This is a genomic window from Streptomyces sp. NPDC018610 (genome assembly GCF_044391765.1).
In the GTDB taxonomy this organism is placed as follows: Bacteria; Actinomycetota; Actinomycetes; order Streptomycetales; family Streptomycetaceae; genus Streptomyces.
The window spans coordinates 185,497-202,747 of sequence record NZ_JBISAL010000003.1; the positions used below are offsets into that span (position 1 = coordinate 185,497).

The 17,251-nt window shown below is 74.0% G+C and carries 13 protein-coding genes; 2 read left to right on the forward strand and 11 right to left on the reverse strand.

The window, feature by feature from the left end:
* The first annotated feature begins 131 nt into the window (after positions 1-131).
* On the forward strand, positions 132-551 hold the full coding sequence (locus tag ACH5A8_RS10360; RefSeq protein WP_399000111.1) for a DUF3151 domain-containing protein: 420 nt from the start codon (positions 132-134) through the stop codon (positions 549-551).
* Between the two features lie 36 nt (positions 552-587).
* Here the strand turns inward: ACH5A8_RS10360 and ACH5A8_RS10365 are convergent, their stop codons facing one another.
* The 9 genes from ACH5A8_RS10365 to ACH5A8_RS10405 all read right to left on the reverse strand — a co-directional run bounded on the left by ACH5A8_RS10365 (position 588) and on the right by ACH5A8_RS10405 (position 11,086).
* Positions 588-2,084 carry an MFS transporter gene (locus ACH5A8_RS10365; protein ID WP_399000113.1) on the reverse strand — a complete coding sequence of 499 codons (1,497 nt, stop codon included), beginning with the start codon at positions 2,082-2,084 and terminating at the stop codon, positions 588-590.
* Between the two features lie 350 nt (positions 2,085-2,434).
* The gene (gene fbaA / locus ACH5A8_RS10370) at positions 2,435-3,466 is read right to left on the reverse strand and encodes a class II fructose-bisphosphate aldolase (protein WP_399000115.1); all 1,032 of its coding nucleotides are present in this window, start codon (positions 3,464-3,466) and stop codon (positions 2,435-2,437) included.
* Between the two features lie 169 nt (positions 3,467-3,635).
* Complete coding sequence (pyrE, locus tag ACH5A8_RS10375; protein ID WP_399000117.1) at positions 3,636-4,184, reverse strand: orotate phosphoribosyltransferase; 549 nt, start codon at positions 4,182-4,184, stop codon at positions 3,636-3,638.
* Between the two features lie 10 nt (positions 4,185-4,194).
* A complete protein-coding gene (locus ACH5A8_RS10380) occupies positions 4,195-4,983 on the reverse strand; it encodes an aldose 1-epimerase (RefSeq protein ID WP_399000120.1) in 789 nt (262 codons plus the stop codon).
* A 57-nt stretch (positions 4,984-5,040) separates the two neighbouring features.
* Complete coding sequence (locus ACH5A8_RS10385) at positions 5,041-6,258, reverse strand: SRPBCC domain-containing protein (protein WP_399000122.1); 1,218 nt, start codon at positions 6,256-6,258, stop codon at positions 5,041-5,043.
* Between the two features lie 151 nt (positions 6,259-6,409).
* Positions 6,410-7,087: a response regulator gene (locus ACH5A8_RS10390; RefSeq protein WP_399000124.1), complete on the reverse strand. Its 678-nt coding sequence runs from the start codon at positions 7,085-7,087 to the stop codon at positions 6,410-6,412.
* The gene (locus ACH5A8_RS10395) at positions 7,084-8,427 is read right to left on the reverse strand and encodes a histidine kinase (RefSeq protein ID WP_399000126.1); all 1,344 of its coding nucleotides are present in this window, start codon (positions 8,425-8,427) and stop codon (positions 7,084-7,086) included. The genes ACH5A8_RS10390 and ACH5A8_RS10395 overlap by 4 nt, the downstream gene beginning before the upstream one ends.
* Before the next feature lie 401 nt (positions 8,428-8,828).
* Positions 8,829-10,469, reverse strand: coding sequence for a polyamine aminopropyltransferase (locus tag ACH5A8_RS10400; RefSeq protein ID WP_399000128.1), 1,641 nt, complete (start codon positions 10,467-10,469; stop codon positions 8,829-8,831).
* Between the two features lie 89 nt (positions 10,470-10,558).
* Positions 10,559-11,086 carry a DUF2617 family protein gene (locus ACH5A8_RS10405; RefSeq protein ID WP_399000130.1) on the reverse strand — a complete coding sequence of 176 codons (528 nt, stop codon included), beginning with the start codon at positions 11,084-11,086 and terminating at the stop codon, positions 10,559-10,561.
* Positions 11,087-12,025: 939 nt separating this feature from the next.
* Here ACH5A8_RS10405 and ACH5A8_RS10410 point away from each other — a divergent pair.
* Complete coding sequence (locus ACH5A8_RS10410; RefSeq protein WP_399000133.1) at positions 12,026-13,216, forward strand: pyridoxal phosphate-dependent aminotransferase; 1,191 nt, start codon at positions 12,026-12,028, stop codon at positions 13,214-13,216.
* 518 nt (positions 13,217-13,734) lie between these two features.
* Here the strand turns inward: ACH5A8_RS10410 and ACH5A8_RS10415 are convergent.
* Positions 13,735-14,265, reverse strand: coding sequence for a YbjN domain-containing protein (locus ACH5A8_RS10415; RefSeq protein ID WP_399000135.1), 531 nt, complete (start codon positions 14,263-14,265; stop codon positions 13,735-13,737).
* 375 nt (positions 14,266-14,640) lie between these two features.
* On the reverse strand, positions 14,641-17,238 hold the full coding sequence (clpB, locus tag ACH5A8_RS10420) for an ATP-dependent chaperone ClpB (RefSeq protein ID WP_399000137.1): 2,598 nt from the start codon (positions 17,236-17,238) through the stop codon (positions 14,641-14,643).
* Positions 17,239-17,251 lie beyond the last annotated feature (13 nt).

Here is a 17,251-nt window from a genome sequence, read left to right on the forward strand (position 1 = left end):
GGTCCCGCCCGGTGCCGTCCGGTCTCGTCCGGTCTCGCACGGCCCTTACGGTCCGTACGGTCCGCTCGGGGGCCGGGGCGGGAAAGGCAGGGGCGGACCGGCGGCCCGGCGCCCAGTGGCAGACTGCTTCCATGACCACGCACAAGAACCTGCTCGGCGGCCCGGAGCCGACCCGCCTCCCGGAGAACGAGGAGGCGTACCGCCTGCTGGAAGAGGAGTCGCTGCCGGCGGCCGAGGTCGCGGCCCAGCACCCGACGTTCTCGCTGGCCTGGGCGGTCCTCGCCGACGACGCCTTCGCCGGGGGCCGGGTCGTCGAGTCGTACGCCTACGCGCGGACCGGGTACCACCGCGGGCTCGACCAGCTGCGCCGGGCCGGGTGGAAGGGGCACGGCCCCATCCCCTGGGACCACAGCGCCAACCGCGGCTTCCTGCGCTGCCTGGCCGCGCTCGCCCGCGCCGCCGGTGAGATCGGAGAGACGGACGAGGCGACCCGGTGCCGGGAGTTCCTGCGGGACAGCAGCGAAGAGGCGTACGCCGAACTGAAGGCCTGAGCGCACGGTCGGCGCCGAGCCCCAGGGCGCGTTGCCCTAGGGCTCCGTCGTCCCGCGCTCCGGTTCCAGGGGCGGGGCGGTCACGGAGCCGTGGGTGCGGCACTCCGGGTGCCGGCATGCGGTGACCGGGCGGCGGACGGTCGCGAAGGCCAGCACCGCCCCCGCCACCAGCACCCCCGCGCAGATCGGCATGGCCCGCCGGAACGCCGCGTCGAAGGCGTCCGCCGAGCGGTACGCGTCCGGCCCCATCCCGGCCAGCAGCGGCAGCGCCGCCACCGCGACCAGGCCCGCCGCGCGGGCGGCGGCGTTGTTGATGCCGCTGGCCAGGCCCGCACGGGAGGTGTCCACGGAGGCGAGGACGGTGGCGGTCAGCGGGGCGACCAGGGTCACCATGCCGGCGCCCATGACCAGCAGGGCGGGCAGCACGTCGGTGAGGTAGTCCGCGTCCTTGCCGACCCGCCGCATCAGCAGCATCGCGGCCGCGCACAGCAACGGGCCCACGGTCAGCGGGACGCGCGGGCCGATGCGGTCGGCGAGGGCGCCCGAGCGGGCCGAGAACAGCAGCATGAGGACGGTCGTCGGGAGCAGCGCGGTGCCCGCCCGCAGCGGCGAGTAGCCCGCCACCACCTGGAGCTGGAGGGCGGTCAGGAAGAAGAAGCCGCCGAACGCCGCGTACACGCACAGCGTGACCAGGTTGACCGCCGTGAACTGGCGGGAGGCGAAGATGTCCGGCGGCAGCATCGGGTCCGGGCGGCGCCTCTCCACGTACACGAAGGCGACGCCCGCCGCGACCCCGGCGGCCGCGGTGACCGCGACGGCCGCCGAGCCGCCGGGCGCCTCGATGAGGGCGTAGGTCACCAGGGCCAGGGCGAGCGCGCCCAGGGCCGCCCCGGTGACGTCGAAGCGGCCGTGCGCGGCGCCGGCCGAGGACTCGGGGACGTGCCGGACGGCCACGGGCGCGCACAGCAGCGCCAGCGGGACGTTGAGCAGGAACACCCAGCGCCAGCCGGGGCCGTCTACGAGCCAGCCGCCCACGAACGGGCCGACGGCCGCCCCGATGCCGCCGAAGCCCGACCACAGGCCGACCGCACGCGCCCGGTCGTCCGGGTGGAAGGATGCCTGGATCAGCGCCAGGGAGCCGGGGGTCAGCAGGGCCCCGCCGACGCCCTGGAGGGCGCGGGCGGCGATCAGCACGCCGGTGGACGGAGCGAGGCCGCACAGCAGGGAGGCCGAGGCGAACCACACCACGCCGAGCACGAAGACCTTCCGGCGGCCGTAGGTGTCGCCCAGGGAGCCGCCGAGCAGGATCAGCGCGGCCAGGGTGAGCATGTACGCGTTGACGGTCCACTGGAGGGCGGCCAGGTCGGCGTCCAGGTCCTGGCCGATCCGTGGCAGGGCGACGTTGACGACGGTCGAGTCCAGCAGGGCCATGCTGGAGCCGAGCACGGTGGTGAACAGGATCCATCGGCCGGCGGGGCTGGAGATCCTGACGTCGGGCGCGTGCTGGGGCGCGTGCTGTGCGGGGACAGCCATGCCGCGATCATCCCCCGTCGGCCGCCGACGGGCCAGACGAGAACCGCCCGGCCCGACGAGAACCGGCCGGCCGGACGAGAACGGACCGGCCGAACGCAAACCGGCGAGCCGCACCAGAACCGACCGGCCGGACCAGAACCGACCGGCCCGACGAGACCCGACCGGCCGGACCAGAACCGTCCAGCCGCACGCAAACCGGCGAGCCCCACCAGAACCGACCGGCCGGACCAGAACCGACGGGCCCGACCAGAACCGGCCGGCCGGGCCGTAACCGGCGGCCGGACGAGAACGGACCCGGCGCCTGGAGCGCCGGGTCCGCCGAAGGATCGTCTGCCGCGACGATCCGGGTGCTACTTGATGCGGGTGCCCGCCGAACGCAGGTGGCCGCAGGCCTCCACGACACGCGCCGACATGCCGCCCTCGGCCAGCTTGCCCCAGGTGCGCGGGTCGTACGTCTTCTTCGAGCCGACCTCGCCGTCGACCTTCAGGACACCGTCGTAGTTCTTGAACATGTGGTCGACGACCGGACGCGTGAACGCGTACTGGGTGTCGGTGTCGATGTTCATCTTGACCACGCCGTTCTCCAGGGCGGTGCGGATCTCCTCCTCCGAGGAACCGGAGCCGCCGTGGAAGACGAAGTCGAACGGCTGCGAGCCGGCCGGCTTGTCGTACTTCGCGGCCACGCCCTCGTTGAGCTCCTTGAGCAGCTCGGGACGGAGCACCACGTTGCCCGGCTTGTACACGCCGTGCACGTTGCCGAAGGAGGCGGCCAGCAGGTAGCGGCCCTTGTCGCCCAGGCCCAGGGCCTCGGCGGTGCGGATCGCGTCGTCGACCGTGGTGTAGAGGGAGTCGTTGATCTCGTGGGAGACGCCGTCCTCCTCGCCGCCGGTCGGGGTGATCTCCACCTCGAGGATGATCTTGGCGGCGCGGGCCTGCTCCAGCAGCTCCTGCGCGATCTGGAGGTTGTCGGCGAGGGTCTCCGCGGAGCCGTCCCACATGTGGGACTGGAACAGCGGGCTCAGGCCGGCGTCGACGCGCTTCCGGGAGAGCGCGAGCAGCGGACGCACGTACCCGTCGAGCTTGTCCTTCGGGCAGTGGTCCGTGTGCAGCGCGATGTTGACCGGGTACTTCTCGGCGACGATGTGCGCGAACTCGGCCAGGGCCACGGCGCCGGTGACCATGTCCTTGCTGTACTGGCCGCCGAGGAACTCCGCGCCACCCGTGGAGATCTGGACGATGCCGTCGCTCTCCGCCTCCGCGAAGCCGCGCAGGGCCGCGTGCAGGGTCTGGGAGGACGTCACGTTGATGGCCGGGTAGGCGAACTTGCCTGCCTTCGCCCGGTCGAGCATCTCGTTGTAGACCTCGGGGGTTGCGATGGGCATCTGTCCGCTCCTTGTATGTGCGGGGTGCGTTCTGCGTTCTTACGGCCCTGACCTAGGGAGTGACGTCATCGTCGGCCCCATCTTCGCAGACGGGGCCGGATGCTACGGACACCCTGTCCAGCCTGTGGATAACGGGTCGCGTGCGGACGGCGAACGCGCCCCCGCGCGCTCAGTCCAGGCCCAGTTCGTCCTTCGAGTACGCGAAGACGTACGGCACCCCGGCGCCCTGACGGATCTTCTCGTCGGCGCCCGTGGCCCGGTCGACGATCGTGGCGACCGCGACCACCTCCGCGCCCGCCTCGCGCACCGCCTCGACGGCGGTGAGCGGGGAACCGCCGGTGGTGGACGTGTCCTCGACGACCAGGACACGGCGGCCCTTGATGTCCGGACCCTCCACGCGCCGCTGCAGGCCGTGCGCCTTGGCGGCCTTGCGCACCACGAAGGCGTCCAGCTTCCGCCCGCGCGCGGCGGCCGCGTGCAGCATCGACGCGGCGACGGGGTCGGCGCCCATCGTCAGGCCGCCGACCGCGTCGAACTCGAAGTCGGCGGTCAGGTCGAGCAGCACCTGGCCGACCAGCGGGGCCGCCTCACCGTCGAGGGTGATGCGCCGAAGGTCGACGTAGTAGTCGGCTTCCAGACCCGACGACAGGGTCACCTTGCCGTGCACCACGGCCTTGTCCTTGATCTGCTGCAGCAGCTCGCCGCGAACGTCGCTCATGGCAGCCAGCTTAGTTGCGGCGCCAGGCCCAGGTGGTCGCGGCCTCGAGCGGCTCCAGCGGCGTGACCAGGCGCGGACGGGTGTTCAGGCCGTTGGGCGGGCCGGTCTGCGGCTCCACGCACACGGCGGCCTCCTGCTCGTCGTAGACGACGACCCACTGGTCGGGGCTGGTCACCTTCAGCTCCAGCTGCCCGGGCCAGGTGAGCGCGACGTCGACGCCGTCGGGCATCCCGAAGCAGTCGTCCCACGGACCCGGCTTCGGGTCGACGCGGCGGCCGGTGGGCAGGTGGTCCTCGCCGCGCTCCTCCTGCCAGGCGGGACGGAAGTCCAGCCGCACGTCCTCGCCGCCGAGGTTCCGGTTGAACCAGGGGTGCCAGCCGATCTGGGCCGGGAAGGAGGACGCGTACGTCTCCACCGACATCCGCAGCGTCAGGGAGTCCTCGGTCAGCGTGACGACCTGGGTGACGCGGGCGGGGTAGGGCCAGGGCTCGACGAGGTCGTACGTGATCACCGCCTCGTCCGCCGAGACGCGGGCCGTGCGCCAGGCGCCGTCGCGCGCGGTGCCGTGGATGGCGTGCGGCGGGGAGTTGAGCGGCATCCGGTGGACGGTGGCGCCGTCCCGGAACTCGCCGTCACGGATCCGGCCGCACCAGGGGACCATCGGGAAACAGCCGAACTTCCCGCCCTGGCGCAGCAGCTCCAGACCGCCCACCCGGAGTCCTCCGATGCGGCCGCCGTTGCCCGGCTGAACGGTCGCTTCCGCGTCGCCCGCGGTCAGCGTGATGTCTTCGTTACTCACGGGACGAGGCTACTGGGCCGATCAGGAGGCCGGTCCGCGCCCGGGGCGGCCGGGGTGTCAGCGGCGGCGGCGCAGGGCCCTGCCCACGACGATCGCCCCGGCCACCGCGAGCGCCGCGGCGGGGGCCGCCCAGCGCAGCGCGGAACCCGCGGAGACGGTGAGCGGCGCGGGGACGGGGGCGTAGCGACCACGCGGCGGCGCGTGGTCCACCTCCTCGGCGCTGCGCCCGATCATCGTGCGGCGCGCGTGCGCGGCCTCGGCGGGCGGCCCGGCGGACTCGGCGAAGCCTCCGGAGCCGGAACCGGGAACGGAGCCGGAACCGGAACCGGGAACGGAGCCGGAGCCGGAGCCGGAGCCGGGAACGGAGCCGGAACCGGGAACGGCGTCTTCGGCCGGGCCGTCCGCCCCGCCCTCCTCGTCCTCCTCGTCGCTCAGGCCATTCGCGCTCTCGTCGCCCTCGTACGGGCCGTACTCGTCGTCGACCGCCGGGTCGAGGGAGGGCGGCGGGACCTCGGTGTCGAAGACGGAGGCGGGCTCGGCGGGCTCGGCGGGGTGATCGGCGGGGAGCGGTCCGGCGGCGCCGGCGTCCTCGGCGGAATCCGAGACGGGGGCGGGGCCGGAGGAGGCCGCGCCACCGGGGGCCGCGTCACCGGGGCCGGTGGGGGCGGCCGGGGGCGGCGGCGCCGGGGCGTCGTCCGCGTCCGGCGTGGCCTCGAAGTCGCCCGTCGCCAGCGGGGCGAAGTCCTCGGTGGCGAGTTCCTCCGTGGACTCCGGATCCGGCTCGGCCTCCACCCCCGTCCTGCCTGCCTCCGGTCCGGCGTCCCCGTCGGCCGGGCTGCCTGCCTCCGGTCCGGCGCTCCCGTCGGCCAGGTTCTGCGCGAAGCGGTTCAGCAGCCGGGCCACGGCGGTCCGCACGGCGTCCGGGGCCAGCTCGGCGACCCGGCCGTCGGCGGACGCGGTGCCGTCGGCGATGAGCGTCGTCCCGTCGTCGGCGTCGCGGAGGCGGAGGGTGAGCGCGAGCTTCACCGATCCGGTGCCCCGGGACTCGGCCGCCTCGCCCTCGACGGCGTACGTGCCGTCGTCCCGGGCCAGGAGGCGCAGGGCGCCCCGGTAGGTGATGGAGGTGCCGCCGATCCGCATCTTCAGGCGGCCGGCGACGGGCTCGGCGCCCGCGTCCTGCTGGAACCCGGGGACCGCCCGGGCAACCTGGTCGGGGTCGGCGAGCGCCGCCCGCAGCCGCCGGGCCGGAACCGGAACGAACACCTCGTGCTCCATGTCAGCCGACATTACCCAGTGAAGGCCCCGAATACCCTTCCCGCCCCGTGACCGTTCTCGCGGGACCGCTCCCACGGGACCCTTCCCACGAGAGCGAGCACCGCCCGTGAAACGGCGGGGACTCCCGGCCCCTGCCCCGGCGAGCCGCCGGTCAGGCCTCGCCGCCCGGCCGGACGAGGCCCGTCTCGTACGCCATTACCACCGCCTGCGCGCGGCTCGCCAGGCTCAGTTTGGCCATCGTGCGGTTGAGGTGGGTCTTGATGGTGGCCTCGCTGATGAAGAGGCGGTCGGCCGCCTCGGCGTTGGTCAGGCCCCGGGCGACCAGCCGGAGCACCTCCACTTCGCGGGTGGTGAGGGCGCGCAGGCCGGGCGGGGACTCCGCGGGCGCCGGCGGGGCGTCCGTACGCTCCGTGAACGCCTCCACCAGCCGCCGGGTGACCACCGGCGCGAACAGGGAGTCGCCGCCGTGCACGGCGGCCACCGCGGCCAGCAGGCGTTCGGGGCCCGCGTCCTTGAGGAGGAAGCCGGCCGCGCCGGCCCGCAGGGCGCCGTACACGTACTCGTCGAGGTCGAAGGTGGTGAGGATCAGGATGCGGGGCGCCGGGTCCGCCGCGTCGGCGAGGATCCGCCGGGTCGCCTCGATGCCCGTCATCCCGGGCATGCGGATGTCCATCAGGATCACGTCCGGCCGGGTCCTGGCGGCCAGGGTCACCGCTTCCGCCCCGTCCGCGGCCTCCGCGACGACCTCCATGCCGGGGGCGGCGCGCAGCAGCGCGACCAGTCCGCTGCGCACGAGGAACTGGTCGTCGACCACCAGCACTCTGATCATTCCCTGACGGCGTCTCCCCGGCGTGCGGCCTGCTCCGACGTCGGAAGGGTCAGACGCACGCCGAATCCCCCCTCGCGCCGCGGGCCGACGACGATCGTCCCGCCGTAGAGCTTGGCGCGCTCGCGCATGCCGATCAACCCGTGACCGCGGTGCTGCCGCATTCTGTCCGGATCCACCCCCCTCCCACGCTCCTTGCCGTGGTCCCGGCCGTGTTCCCGCCCGCGGTCCCGGCCCGCTTCCCGGCCGGACTCCCTGCCGCGGTCCCTGCCCTGCGTCCGGCCGCCGTCCCTGCTCTGACCCCGGCCGCCGTCGCGCTCCTTGCCCCGGCCGCCGTCGCGCTCCTTGCCCGGGCCGCTCCCGTCGTCGGTGACCGACACCTCTATCTCGCCCGCGCGGTAGGCGAGTTCCACGGCGGCACGGGCCCCCGGCGCGTGCTTCAGCACGTTCGTCAGGGCCTCCTGGACGACCCGGTAGACGCACAGCTGGATCCCGGACGGCAGCGTCCTCGGCTCACCGCGCACGCGCAGGGCGACCGGGACGCCGCCCGCCCGGACCCGTTCCACCATCTCCTCCAGCCGGTCCAGGCCGGGCGTCGGCTCGGTGGCGGCGCCGCCCCGCTCCTCGCCGTCCAGGCCGTCCGCGCGCAACAGCCCCAGCATGCGGCGCAGTTCCGCCAGCGCCTCGCCGCTCGCGGTGCCGATGGTGCCCAGCGCGGCGCGCGCGGTGGGCGCGTCCGAGTCGAAGACGAACCGGGCCAGGCCCGCCTGGACGTTGATGACCGCCATGTGGTGGGCGACCACGTCGTGCAGTTCGCGCGCGATCCGCACCCGCTCCTCGGCGACCTCGCGCCGCGCCCGCTCGGCCTGCTCGGCGCGCAGCCGGACGGTCAGTTCGGCGCTCCTGCGGGCGAGGTGGCCGAACCACCACAGCGCCAGCGGATAGCCGACCGCCTGGCCCACGACCGACGCCATCATGTCCGACCCGCTGACCACTCCCGCGTAGACCCACACGGCGCCCAGCAGGGCGGCGCACACCGCGGTGGTCCGGGCGGGCCGGGTGGCGGCCACCGTGTAGAGGGCGACCATGGCGGCCGGGGAGTTCACCACCGGCCAGTTCCCGAGGGCGACGTAGAGCGCCCAGCAGACGTGGACGAAGAGGAGGACGGCGACCGGGGCCCTGCCGCGCAGGGCGAGCGGCAGGTTGGTCAGGGCGACGAGCACCCAGGCGGACACGTCGAGCGGGGGCCACCCCTGGCTGCCGGCCTCCGCGCCGAGCAGGCACGCGACGGCCGTCGGCACCAGGGCCGTCAGGCCGTCGACCACGAGGGGGTGGGTCCGCATCGCCGCAGCGTAAACCCGGTGCGCGAGGCTCCGCGTCAACCTTTCGCGGTACCGCGGAAGTTGCAGGAACCGAGCGGCTACCGCGTCGGTTCACCCCGGGCTCCACCCGCGGCGTGATGCGCCGCCGCACCATGCGGCCGTACGTTCATGACGCACCGGCAGCACTGCGTCGGACCGGGGCTTCCGGAGACGTCGGGACCGCCGGGGCCGACGACAGCCGCGGGGAACGGCCGGGGGCCGGGGCGGGGGAGGCGGGATCCCGTGCCGCCGTACGTCGCCCCGGTCGCCGCAGCGGGGGGAAGCCCGGTGGCCCGTCCCACTCCGGGGGAGGGACGGGCCACCGGCACGCCCGTACGGCGCACACGTCCCCTGCGCGCCCGGTGCCGCCTGCCGCCGAGGGGTCAGCCGGCGTAGCGCGGGTGGATCAGCGTCGACGCGGGCAGGTCGCGGACACGGGTGCGGGCGGCGGCGCGGGCGTCCGCGACGAGCGTGACCGCGGTGAGCGTGCGCGGGCGTGGCGCCCGGGGGTCCAGGGCGAGGTCCGGCGCGGTGCGGGCGGCCAGGACGAAACCCCAGTCGCGCGGGGCGCGCAGGGCGCCGGACGCCCGGTCGGGCCCGGCGGCGAAACGGGAGCCGCGGCCGCCCACCCGGTAGGGGACGGTGCGCAGCCCGGCCGCGCGGATGGTCGTGTCCACCGTCCAGAACACGCTCGGCCGGGAGGCGAGCGGGCCCGCGTGCACCGCGAGCCGCCCGCCGGGCGCCAGGGCGCGCCGGGCCAGGTCGTAGAACTCCCGCGAGTACAGCTTGGTGCTCGCCGTGATGCCCGGGTCGGGCAGGTCCTCGATCACCACGTCGTACGCCGCCGCGGGCGTCACCCGCAGCCGGGCGAACGCGTCGGCCGTCCGCACATGGACGCGCCGGTCGCCGTACACGTGCCCGTTCAGCCGGGCGAGGGCCGGGTCGGTGCGCGCCAGGCGGACGACGGCCGGGTCCAGTTCGACGACGTCCACGCGGTCCACGCCCGGGTGGCGCAGCACCTCGCGGGCGGCGAGGCCGTCGCCGCCGCCGAGGATCAGCACGCGGGCGTGCGGACCGGCCATCGCGGGCTGGACGAGCCCCTCGTGGTAGCGGCGCTCGTCCTGGCTGCTGACCCTGAGCCGTCCGTCGAGGAACAGGTCGAGCGGACGGCCCCGGGTGCCGCCGGCCAGCACGATCTCCTGGACGCCGGTCTGCATCGCCACCCGCACGTCGTCGCCGTAGACCGCCTGCCGGGCGGCCTGTTCGAAGTCGTCGGCCAGGGCGGCGGCCGAGCCGAGCAGGGCGAGCACGGCGAGGTTGGCGGCGAGCAGCAGCCGTCGCCCGCGCGGGGTGAGGTCCCGCCGGAACAGGCCGAGCACGAGGGTCCCGCCGGCCAGCACGTTGACCGCGCCGGTGAGCAGCGCGCCGGTCAGCTGGCCGAGCAGCGGCAGCAGGAGGAACGGGAAGGCGAGGCCGCCGACGAGCGCGCCGACGTAGTCGGCGGCGAACAGGTCGGCGACCGCGCCGCCGGCGTCCTGGCGGCGGATCCGCTGGATCAGCTCCATCAGCAGCGGCACCTCGGCGCCGACGAGCAGGCCGATGGCGAGCGAGAAGGCGACCAGCAGGCAGCGCGGGCCGCTCGCCCACAGGCCGCCCCAGTCGCCGGTCCACGCGAAGACGGCGTAGAGCGCCATGGCGCTGCCCCCGCCGACCAGGGCGAGCGTCGCCTCGATGGCGCCGAAGGCGATCGCCGCGCGCCGCCGCAGCCGCTTCGCGACGAGCGAGCCGACGCCCATCGCGAACACCATCACGGACAGCACGACGGACGCCTGGGTGACCGAGTCGCCCATCAGGTAAGAGGCCAGCGCGACCAGTTCGAGTTCGTACACGAGTGCGCAGGCCGCGCAGACGAAGACGCCGGTGAGGACGAGGAACCGGCCGGTTCCCGGCCGGACGGGCAGCCGGGCGCAGCCACTTCGTGGGGGCGCCGGGCGGGGCGGGGCCGGGGCGTGCGGTTCGATCACGACTGCGACGTTACGTCACGGGCCTGCCACGCTTCGTCACCCACACGTGTGGAAACGGAGTCACTGACGCATCCTTTGTTTGAACTCGCTCAGTTGACGCCGACCGGTGCGGACCGGCGTGCGCCGACCCTGGTGCGGGTCGCCACCAACTGCCCGTCCTGCGGGTAGGCGTGCCAGGTGCGCCAGTGCACCTGGCCGCCCTGCCGCTGGGCCAGCATGGCGGTGAACGCGTGCGGACTGCCCGGGAAGACGCCGGCCAGGCCGTTGGGGTGGTCGCAGACGAGGGCCAGCAGTTCCTGCGCGCGCCCGGCGAACGAACCGGGCGACAACTCCTCGACGCGCGCGGCGAACTCGTACTCCCAGTCGCCGATCCGCTTGGCGACGCCGAGCGGCAGGGGCGTGCTGGAGCCCGCGATGCACGCCACCGTCTCCGAGCAGGTGCCCCGCTCCTCCTCCAGGAGGACCTGGTGGGAGGCGCCGAGAAGTCTCAACTGCAGTTTCGCGCCGGACAGTTCGAGGTCGAGTGTGGCGAGTGCGGGCAGCGGCTCGCGTCCCAGCGCCCAGGCGAGGTCGGCCGCGCGCGTGTCGGTGTAGGAGGTCTTCAGGGTCGTGAGCATGGATCGGCTCCGCTAGCACGCTTAAGAAAGTGGGGATTCAGGGGCCGGCGCACCCCGGTCGACACGGGGGAGGACGGCCCGGTCAGCCCAGTTCAGAAGGGGTGTGAGCAGGATGTCCTGGGGGCTGCGTCGGCGAGTTAGAGGGAATCACGAACGGCGGTGCCGCCACAGCTTTTTTACCCAACTTCGTGGGGTTTCCATCCCTCAGAGGGTTTTACAGCTCAACTGTTCAACTACGGCGTACGCCAGGGCGTACATATCGGCGCACTCGGTGGTGTGCGCCGGGGCGCCCGGCGGAAGCGACTTCCCCGGCGGACGCCCCGGCACGGACGCGGCGCTCGCCGGGCCCGGTCGGCGAACCGGCCCGGAGAGCGGACCCGGGCGGCGACCGGCCCGGAGAGCGGACCGGCCGACGGCGCGGCCCGCTGGGCGCGGCCGGCCGACGACCCGGCCCAGGAGCTCAGCTGCCCCGTGTCAGCTGCCTCCGCCGCATCCGCCCCCGCACGACGAGCCGCAGGACGACCCGCCGCACGAGGAGTGACCGCCGCAGGAGGAGTGCCCCCCGCAGGAGTGGTGACCACCCGAGTGGTGACCGCCGGAATGGTGGCCGCCGGACGACGAGCTCCCGCCGTCCGACGCCCACCAACCGGCGCCCCCGCCGCCTCCCGCTCCCCCGCTGTACGCCCGCGTGCGACGCGCCTTGCCCGACCGGACCTTCCGGCCGCCGCGCGCCTTCCCCCGTGCCGCGGCGCCCAGGAACAGCACCGCGATCACCGCCAGGACCATGAAGAAGACCATGGCGTCACGCTCCTTCCGCTCCCCCGGGACGCCTCCCCGGGAACGCCCCCCGTGGGCGCTTCGCTCGCTGCGTGCCCCGGATATCCCCGGCCGCCGCGCGGACCAAAGCACACTTGAGGAAGTCCAGAGCTTGGGCGCAGGATGGCCGGCATGACCTCCAGCGCACGCCCGCTCCTCAACCGCCGGCTCGCCGAGTTCGGGACGACGATCTTCGCCGAGATGTCCGCCCTCGCCGTGAGCACCGGGGCGATCAACCTGGGACAGGGCTTCCCCGACACCGACGGCCCCGAAGCGATCCGTGAGGCGGCGGTACGGGCGCTGCGCGACGGGCGCGGCAACCAGTACCCGCCGGGGCCCGGCGTCCCCGAACTGCGCACGGCCGTCGCCGAGCACCAGCTGCGGCGCTACGGCCTCTCCTACGACCCGGACACGGAGGTGCTGGTCACCGCGGGCGCCACCGAGGCCATCGCGGCGGCCCTGCTGGCGCTGGTGGAGCCGGGCGACGAGGTGGTCGCCCTGGAGCCGTACTACGACTCCTACGCGGCCTGCATCGCCATGGCGGGCGGGCGGCGCGTACCGGTGACGCTGCGGCCGCACGAGGGCGCGTTCCGGCTGGACCTCGACGAACTGCGGGCGGCCGTGACCGACCGGACCCGGCTGCTGCTGATCAACACCCCGCACAATCCGACCGGCACGGTGCTCACCCGCGAGGAGCTGACGGCGATCGCCGAACTGGCCGTCGCGCGCGATCTGCTGGTGGTCACCGACGAGGTGTACGAGCACCTGGTCTTCGACGACGCGGAGCACATCCCGCTCGCCACGCTCCCCGGGATGCGCGAGCGCACGGTCACGATCGGCTCGGCCGGCAAGACGTTCTCGTTCACCGGCTGGAAGGTCGGCTGGATCACGGCCGCTCCCGGCCTGGTCACGGCGGTGCGCTCGGCCAAGCAGTTCCTGACGTACGTGGCCTCGGGCCCCTTCCAGTACGCGGTCGCCGAGGCGCTGGCGCTGCCCGAGTCGTTCTTCGCCGCCTTCCGCGAGGACATGCGGGCCAAGCGGGACGTGCTGGCCGCCGGGCTCGCGGAGGCGGGCTTCGGGGTCTTCCAGCCGGCGGGCACCTACTTCGTCACCACCGACATCCGCCCCCTCGGCGAGAGCGACGGCTTCGCCTTCTGCCGCGCGCTGCCCGAACGGGCGGGCGTGGTCGCCATCCCCAACGCGGTCTTCTACGACCACCGCGTCGAGGGCGCCCCCTTCGTCCGCTTCGCCTTCTGCAAGCAGATCCCCGTACTCCAGGAAGCCGCCACCCGCTTGAAAACCCTGGCGGCCTGACCCGCCGGGGACGGCGGCCGGGCAACACCCCTGCCGGGGCCGGGGGGCGGGGGGCGGGGCTCCCCGGCCGGGGCCGGGGGCGGGGCCGGGGCCGGGAGCGGAGGTCAAGGCTCCCCTGCCGGCTGGGAGCGCGGCCCCGCAAGGGCGCACGGGGCGGAGCCCCGCGAGGACTGGGACCGAACCCGCGCCGGGGGCGCAGGGGCGAAGCCCCGCGAGGGCCGAGCCGGGCGCCGGGGACGAAGCACCCGCAAGGGCCGGTGCGGAGCCCCGCCGGGGTGCGGGGGCGGAGCCCCGCGAGAACCGGGACCGACCCGCGCAGGGGGCGCAGGGGGCGGAGCCGCCCGGGGAGGGGAAACGGGTGGGGGCGGCGGGGCGAAGACACCCAGGGCCCGCACACAGCGGGAGCCCGGTGCGGGGCGTGGGACCTCGAAGGTCCCGCCCCGGCCGGGCTCCCGTCCACTCACGCGTCGTAGCCGAGGGTCCTCACGGATCCACGGCCGAACCCGCGCGGACGCGTACTACGCCTCGCCGTCCTCCGGCTTGTCCGCCTCGTCGATCTCCTCCTCCAGACCGAGCTGCTCGACCAGCCAGCGGTCGAACTCCAGCGCGGCCCGCACCCAGCTGACGGTCGAGGAGACGAAGTGCTCCAGGCTCACGCCCACGCCGATCAGCATCTGCGCCTCGCCGATGAGGCGGACGGCGCCGTCGTCGTGGGTGTGGGTGTAGACCTTCGGCCACAGGGTGCGGCGGTTCCAGTCGTCGATGGCCTCCAGCAGCTGGGGCTTGTCGTCGATCTTGTGCGGCCGGTCGTAGAACGTCCGCACCGAGAAGACCTGCTGGTCGCCCTCGCCACGGAACATGAAGTACGTGCGGAACTGCTCCCACGGCGCGACGAGGTCACCCTCCTCGTCGACGAGGTGCTTGAGCTCCATCTGGTCCAGGAGCTGCTTCACAAGGTCCTGATCCGGGACGACGGGGCCCGCCGGTCCTTGGGGCTGCGGCTCGGGCTGGCCCCCGAAGTTCGGAATCGAGGACGGGTCGATGCTCACCGTGTTTTTCCCTTCGTACGGATCCCGCCATCCTCCCCCATCCGGGGAGGGGCGTGGCAAGCCCCTCAGGCCCCTGTCAGCCCTGGGCTGACACGATCCGGTCACCCGAGCGGCCGCAGGCCGGGTACCCGCTCCGCCCCGGGCCTGACACGCCTCACCACCGCCCCGGCACGGATTGGGCCTCCTTCCCCGGGAGCCGGGGAAGGAGGCCGGGGAAGGGGGCCGTACGGCGGACCGCCGTACGGGTGGCCACCGCCGGGCGAACCGGACCGGGGCCGCCCGACGGACGACCGGCGCCACACGGCCGACGACCGCCGCGCACCGCCCCCGGTCGCTCCCGGTCGACTCCGGCCGCCCCCGGCCGCCCCCGGTCGACTACAGCGTCTTGCCGGTCGCAGGCCCCACCAGCAGCCCCTCGCCGAACCGGTCGACACGCACCGTGTCGCCGTCCTTGATCTCCCCGGAGAGGATCTCCTTGGCGAGCCGGTCGCCGATGGCCGTCTGCACCAGGCGGCGCAGCGGTCGGGCGCCGTAGGCGGGGTCCATGCCCTCGTCGGCGAGCCAGGCCAGCGCCTCGGGCGTGACGTCCAGCGCCAGGCGCCGTTCCGCCAGCCGCTTGGCGAGCCGGTCGATGGCGAGCTTCGCGATCCGGCTCAGTTCCTCCTTGGTGAGGGCCGAGAAGACCACCAGGTCGTCCAGCCGGTTGAGGAACTCCGGCTTGAAGGAGGCGCGGACGACCTCAAGGACCTGCTCCTTCTTCTCCGCCTCGCCGGCGATCGGGTCGATCAGGAACTGGCTGCCCAGGTTGGAGGTGAGGATCAGGATCGTGTTGCGGAAGTCGACCGTGCGGCCCTGCCCGTCGGTGAGCCGGCCGTCGTCCAGCACCTGGAGCAGGACGTCGAAGACCTCCGGGTGGGCCTTCTCCACCTCGTCCAGCAGCACCACGCTGTACGGCCGGCGGCGCACCGCCTCGGTGAGCTGGCCGCCCTCCTCGTAGCCGACGTATCCGGGCGGGGCGCCGACCAGCCGGGCCACGCTGTGCTTCTCGCTGTACTCCGACATGTCGATGCGGACCATCGCCCGCTCGTCGTCGAACAGGAAGTCCGCGAGCGCCTTGGCCAGCTCCGTCTTGCCCACGCCCGTCGGGCCGAGGAAGAGGAAGGAGCCGGTGGGCCGGTCGGGGTCGGCGATGCCGGCGCGGGAGCGGCGCACCGCGTCGGAGACCGCGCGCACGGCCTCGCCCTGGCCGATCAGCCGCTTGCCGATCTCGTCCTCCATGCGCAGCAGCTTCTGCGTCTCGCCCTCCAGCAGGCGGCCGGCCGGGATGCCGGTCCAGGAGGCGACCACGTCGGCGATGTCGTCGGGGCCGACCTCCTCCTTGACCATGGTGTCCTTGGCGGCCTCCTCCTCGGCGCGCGAGGCGGCCTCCAGCTCCTTCTCCAGCTCCGGGATCTCCGCGTACAGCAGCTTGGAGGCGGTGTCGAAGTCGCCGTCGCGCTGGGCGCGCTCGGCCTGGCCGCGCCGGTCGTCGAGCTTCTCCTTCAGCTCGCCGACCCGGTTGAGGGACTGCTTCTCCTTCTCCCAGCGGGCGGTCAGGCCGCGCAGCTCCTCCTCCTTGTCGGCGAGGTCGCGGCGCAGCTTCTCCAGCCGCTCGCGCGAGGCGGCGTCGGTCTCCTTGTCGAGGGCCAGCTCCTCCATGCGCAGCCGGTCGACGGCGCGCTGGAGCTCGTCGATCTCGACCGGCGAGGAGTCGATCTCCATGCGCAGCCGGGAGGCGGCCTCGTCGACGAGGTCGATCGCCTTGTCGGGCAGGAAACGGGAGGTGATGTAGCGGTCGGACAGGGTCGCGGCGGCCACCAGCGCGGAGTCGTTGATCTGCACCTTGTGGTGGGCCTCGTAGCGGCCCTTGAGCCCGCGCAGGATCGCGATGGAGTCCTCCACGCTGGGCTCGGCGACCAGCACCTGCTGGAAGCGCCGCTCCAGGGCGGGGTCCTTCTCGATCCGCTCGCGGTACTCGTCGAGCGTGGTCGCGCCGACCATGCGCAGCTCGCCGCGGGCCAGCATCGGCTTGAGCATGTTGCCCGCGTCCATGGCGGAGTCGCCGCCGGCGCCCGCGCCGACGACCGTGTGCAGCTCGTCGATGAAGGTGATGATCTGCCCGTCGGAGTCCTTGATCTCCGCCAGGACGGTCTTCAGCCGCTCCTCGAACTCGCCGCGGTACTTCGCGCCCGCGACCATCGCCCCGAGGTCGAGCGCGACCAGCCGCTTGTCCTTCAGGGACTCGGGCACGTCGCCCTTGACGATCCGCTGGGCGAGGCCCTCGACGACGGCGGTCTTGCCGACGCCGGGCTCACCGATGAGGACCGGGTTGTTCTTCGTGCGCCGCGACAGCACCTGCACGACACGGCGGATCTCCTGGTCCCGGCCGATGACCGGGTCCAGCTTCCCCTCGCGTGCCGCCGCCGTGAAGTCGGTGCCGAACTTCTCCAGGGCCTTGTACTGGCCCTCGGGGTCGGGTGTGGTCACCCGGCGCCCTCCCCTCGCCTTCTGAAACGCCTCTTGCAGCTTCTTCGCACCGGCTCCCTGACCGGCCAGCACCTCGCCGGCCGCACCGCCCTTCGCGGCGATGCCGAGGAGCAGGTGCTCGGTGGACAGGTACTCGTCGCCCAGGTCCCTCGCGCGGCTCTGCGCGTCCGCGATCACCGCCAGCAGCTCACGGTTGGGCTGCGGCGGCGCCACGGTGGAACCGGTCACGCTCGGCAGCGACGCGAGCACCCGCTCGGCGCCGGCCCGGACGGTCGCCTGGTCGGCGTCGACGGCCGACAGCAGGTCGATGATGTTCTCGTTGTCCTGCCCCTCCAGCAGCGCGAGCAGCAGGTGGGCGGGGGTCAGGTCGGGGTGTCCACCGGACACGGCCCGGTTGCCGGCCGCCTGAATCGCGTCCCGGCTCCTGTTGGTCAGCTCGGCGTCCACGGTCGCTTCTCTC

Excerpts from the sequence above, each read along its gene's own strand:
- ACH5A8_RS10360 (WP_399000111.1), top strand. The coding sequence starts at position 132 with ATGACCACGCACAAGAACCTGCTCGGCGGCCCGGAGCCGACCCGCCTC.
- ACH5A8_RS10365 (WP_399000113.1), bottom strand. The coding sequence starts at position 2,084 with ATGGCTGTCCCCGCACAGCACGCGCCCCAGCACGCGCCCGACGTCAGG.
- fbaA (WP_399000115.1), bottom strand. The coding sequence starts at position 3,466 with ATGCCCATCGCAACCCCCGAGGTCTACAACGAGATGCTCGACCGGGCG.
- pyrE (WP_399000117.1), bottom strand. The coding sequence starts at position 4,184 with ATGAGCGACGTTCGCGGCGAGCTGCTGCAGCAGATCAAGGACAAGGCC.
- ACH5A8_RS10385 (WP_399000122.1), bottom strand. The coding sequence starts at position 6,258 with ATGGAGCACGAGGTGTTCGTTCCGGTTCCGGCCCGGCGGCTGCGGGCG.
- ACH5A8_RS10390 (WP_399000124.1), bottom strand. The coding sequence starts at position 7,087 with ATGATCAGAGTGCTGGTGGTCGACGACCAGTTCCTCGTGCGCAGCGGA.
- ACH5A8_RS10395 (WP_399000126.1), bottom strand. The coding sequence starts at position 8,427 with ATGCGGACCCACCCCCTCGTGGTCGACGGCCTGACGGCCCTGGTGCCG.
- ACH5A8_RS10405 (WP_399000130.1), bottom strand. The coding sequence starts at position 11,086 with ATGCTCACGACCCTGAAGACCTCCTACACCGACACGCGCGCGGCCGAC.
- ACH5A8_RS10410 (WP_399000133.1), top strand. The coding sequence starts at position 12,026 with ATGGCCGGCATGACCTCCAGCGCACGCCCGCTCCTCAACCGCCGGCTC.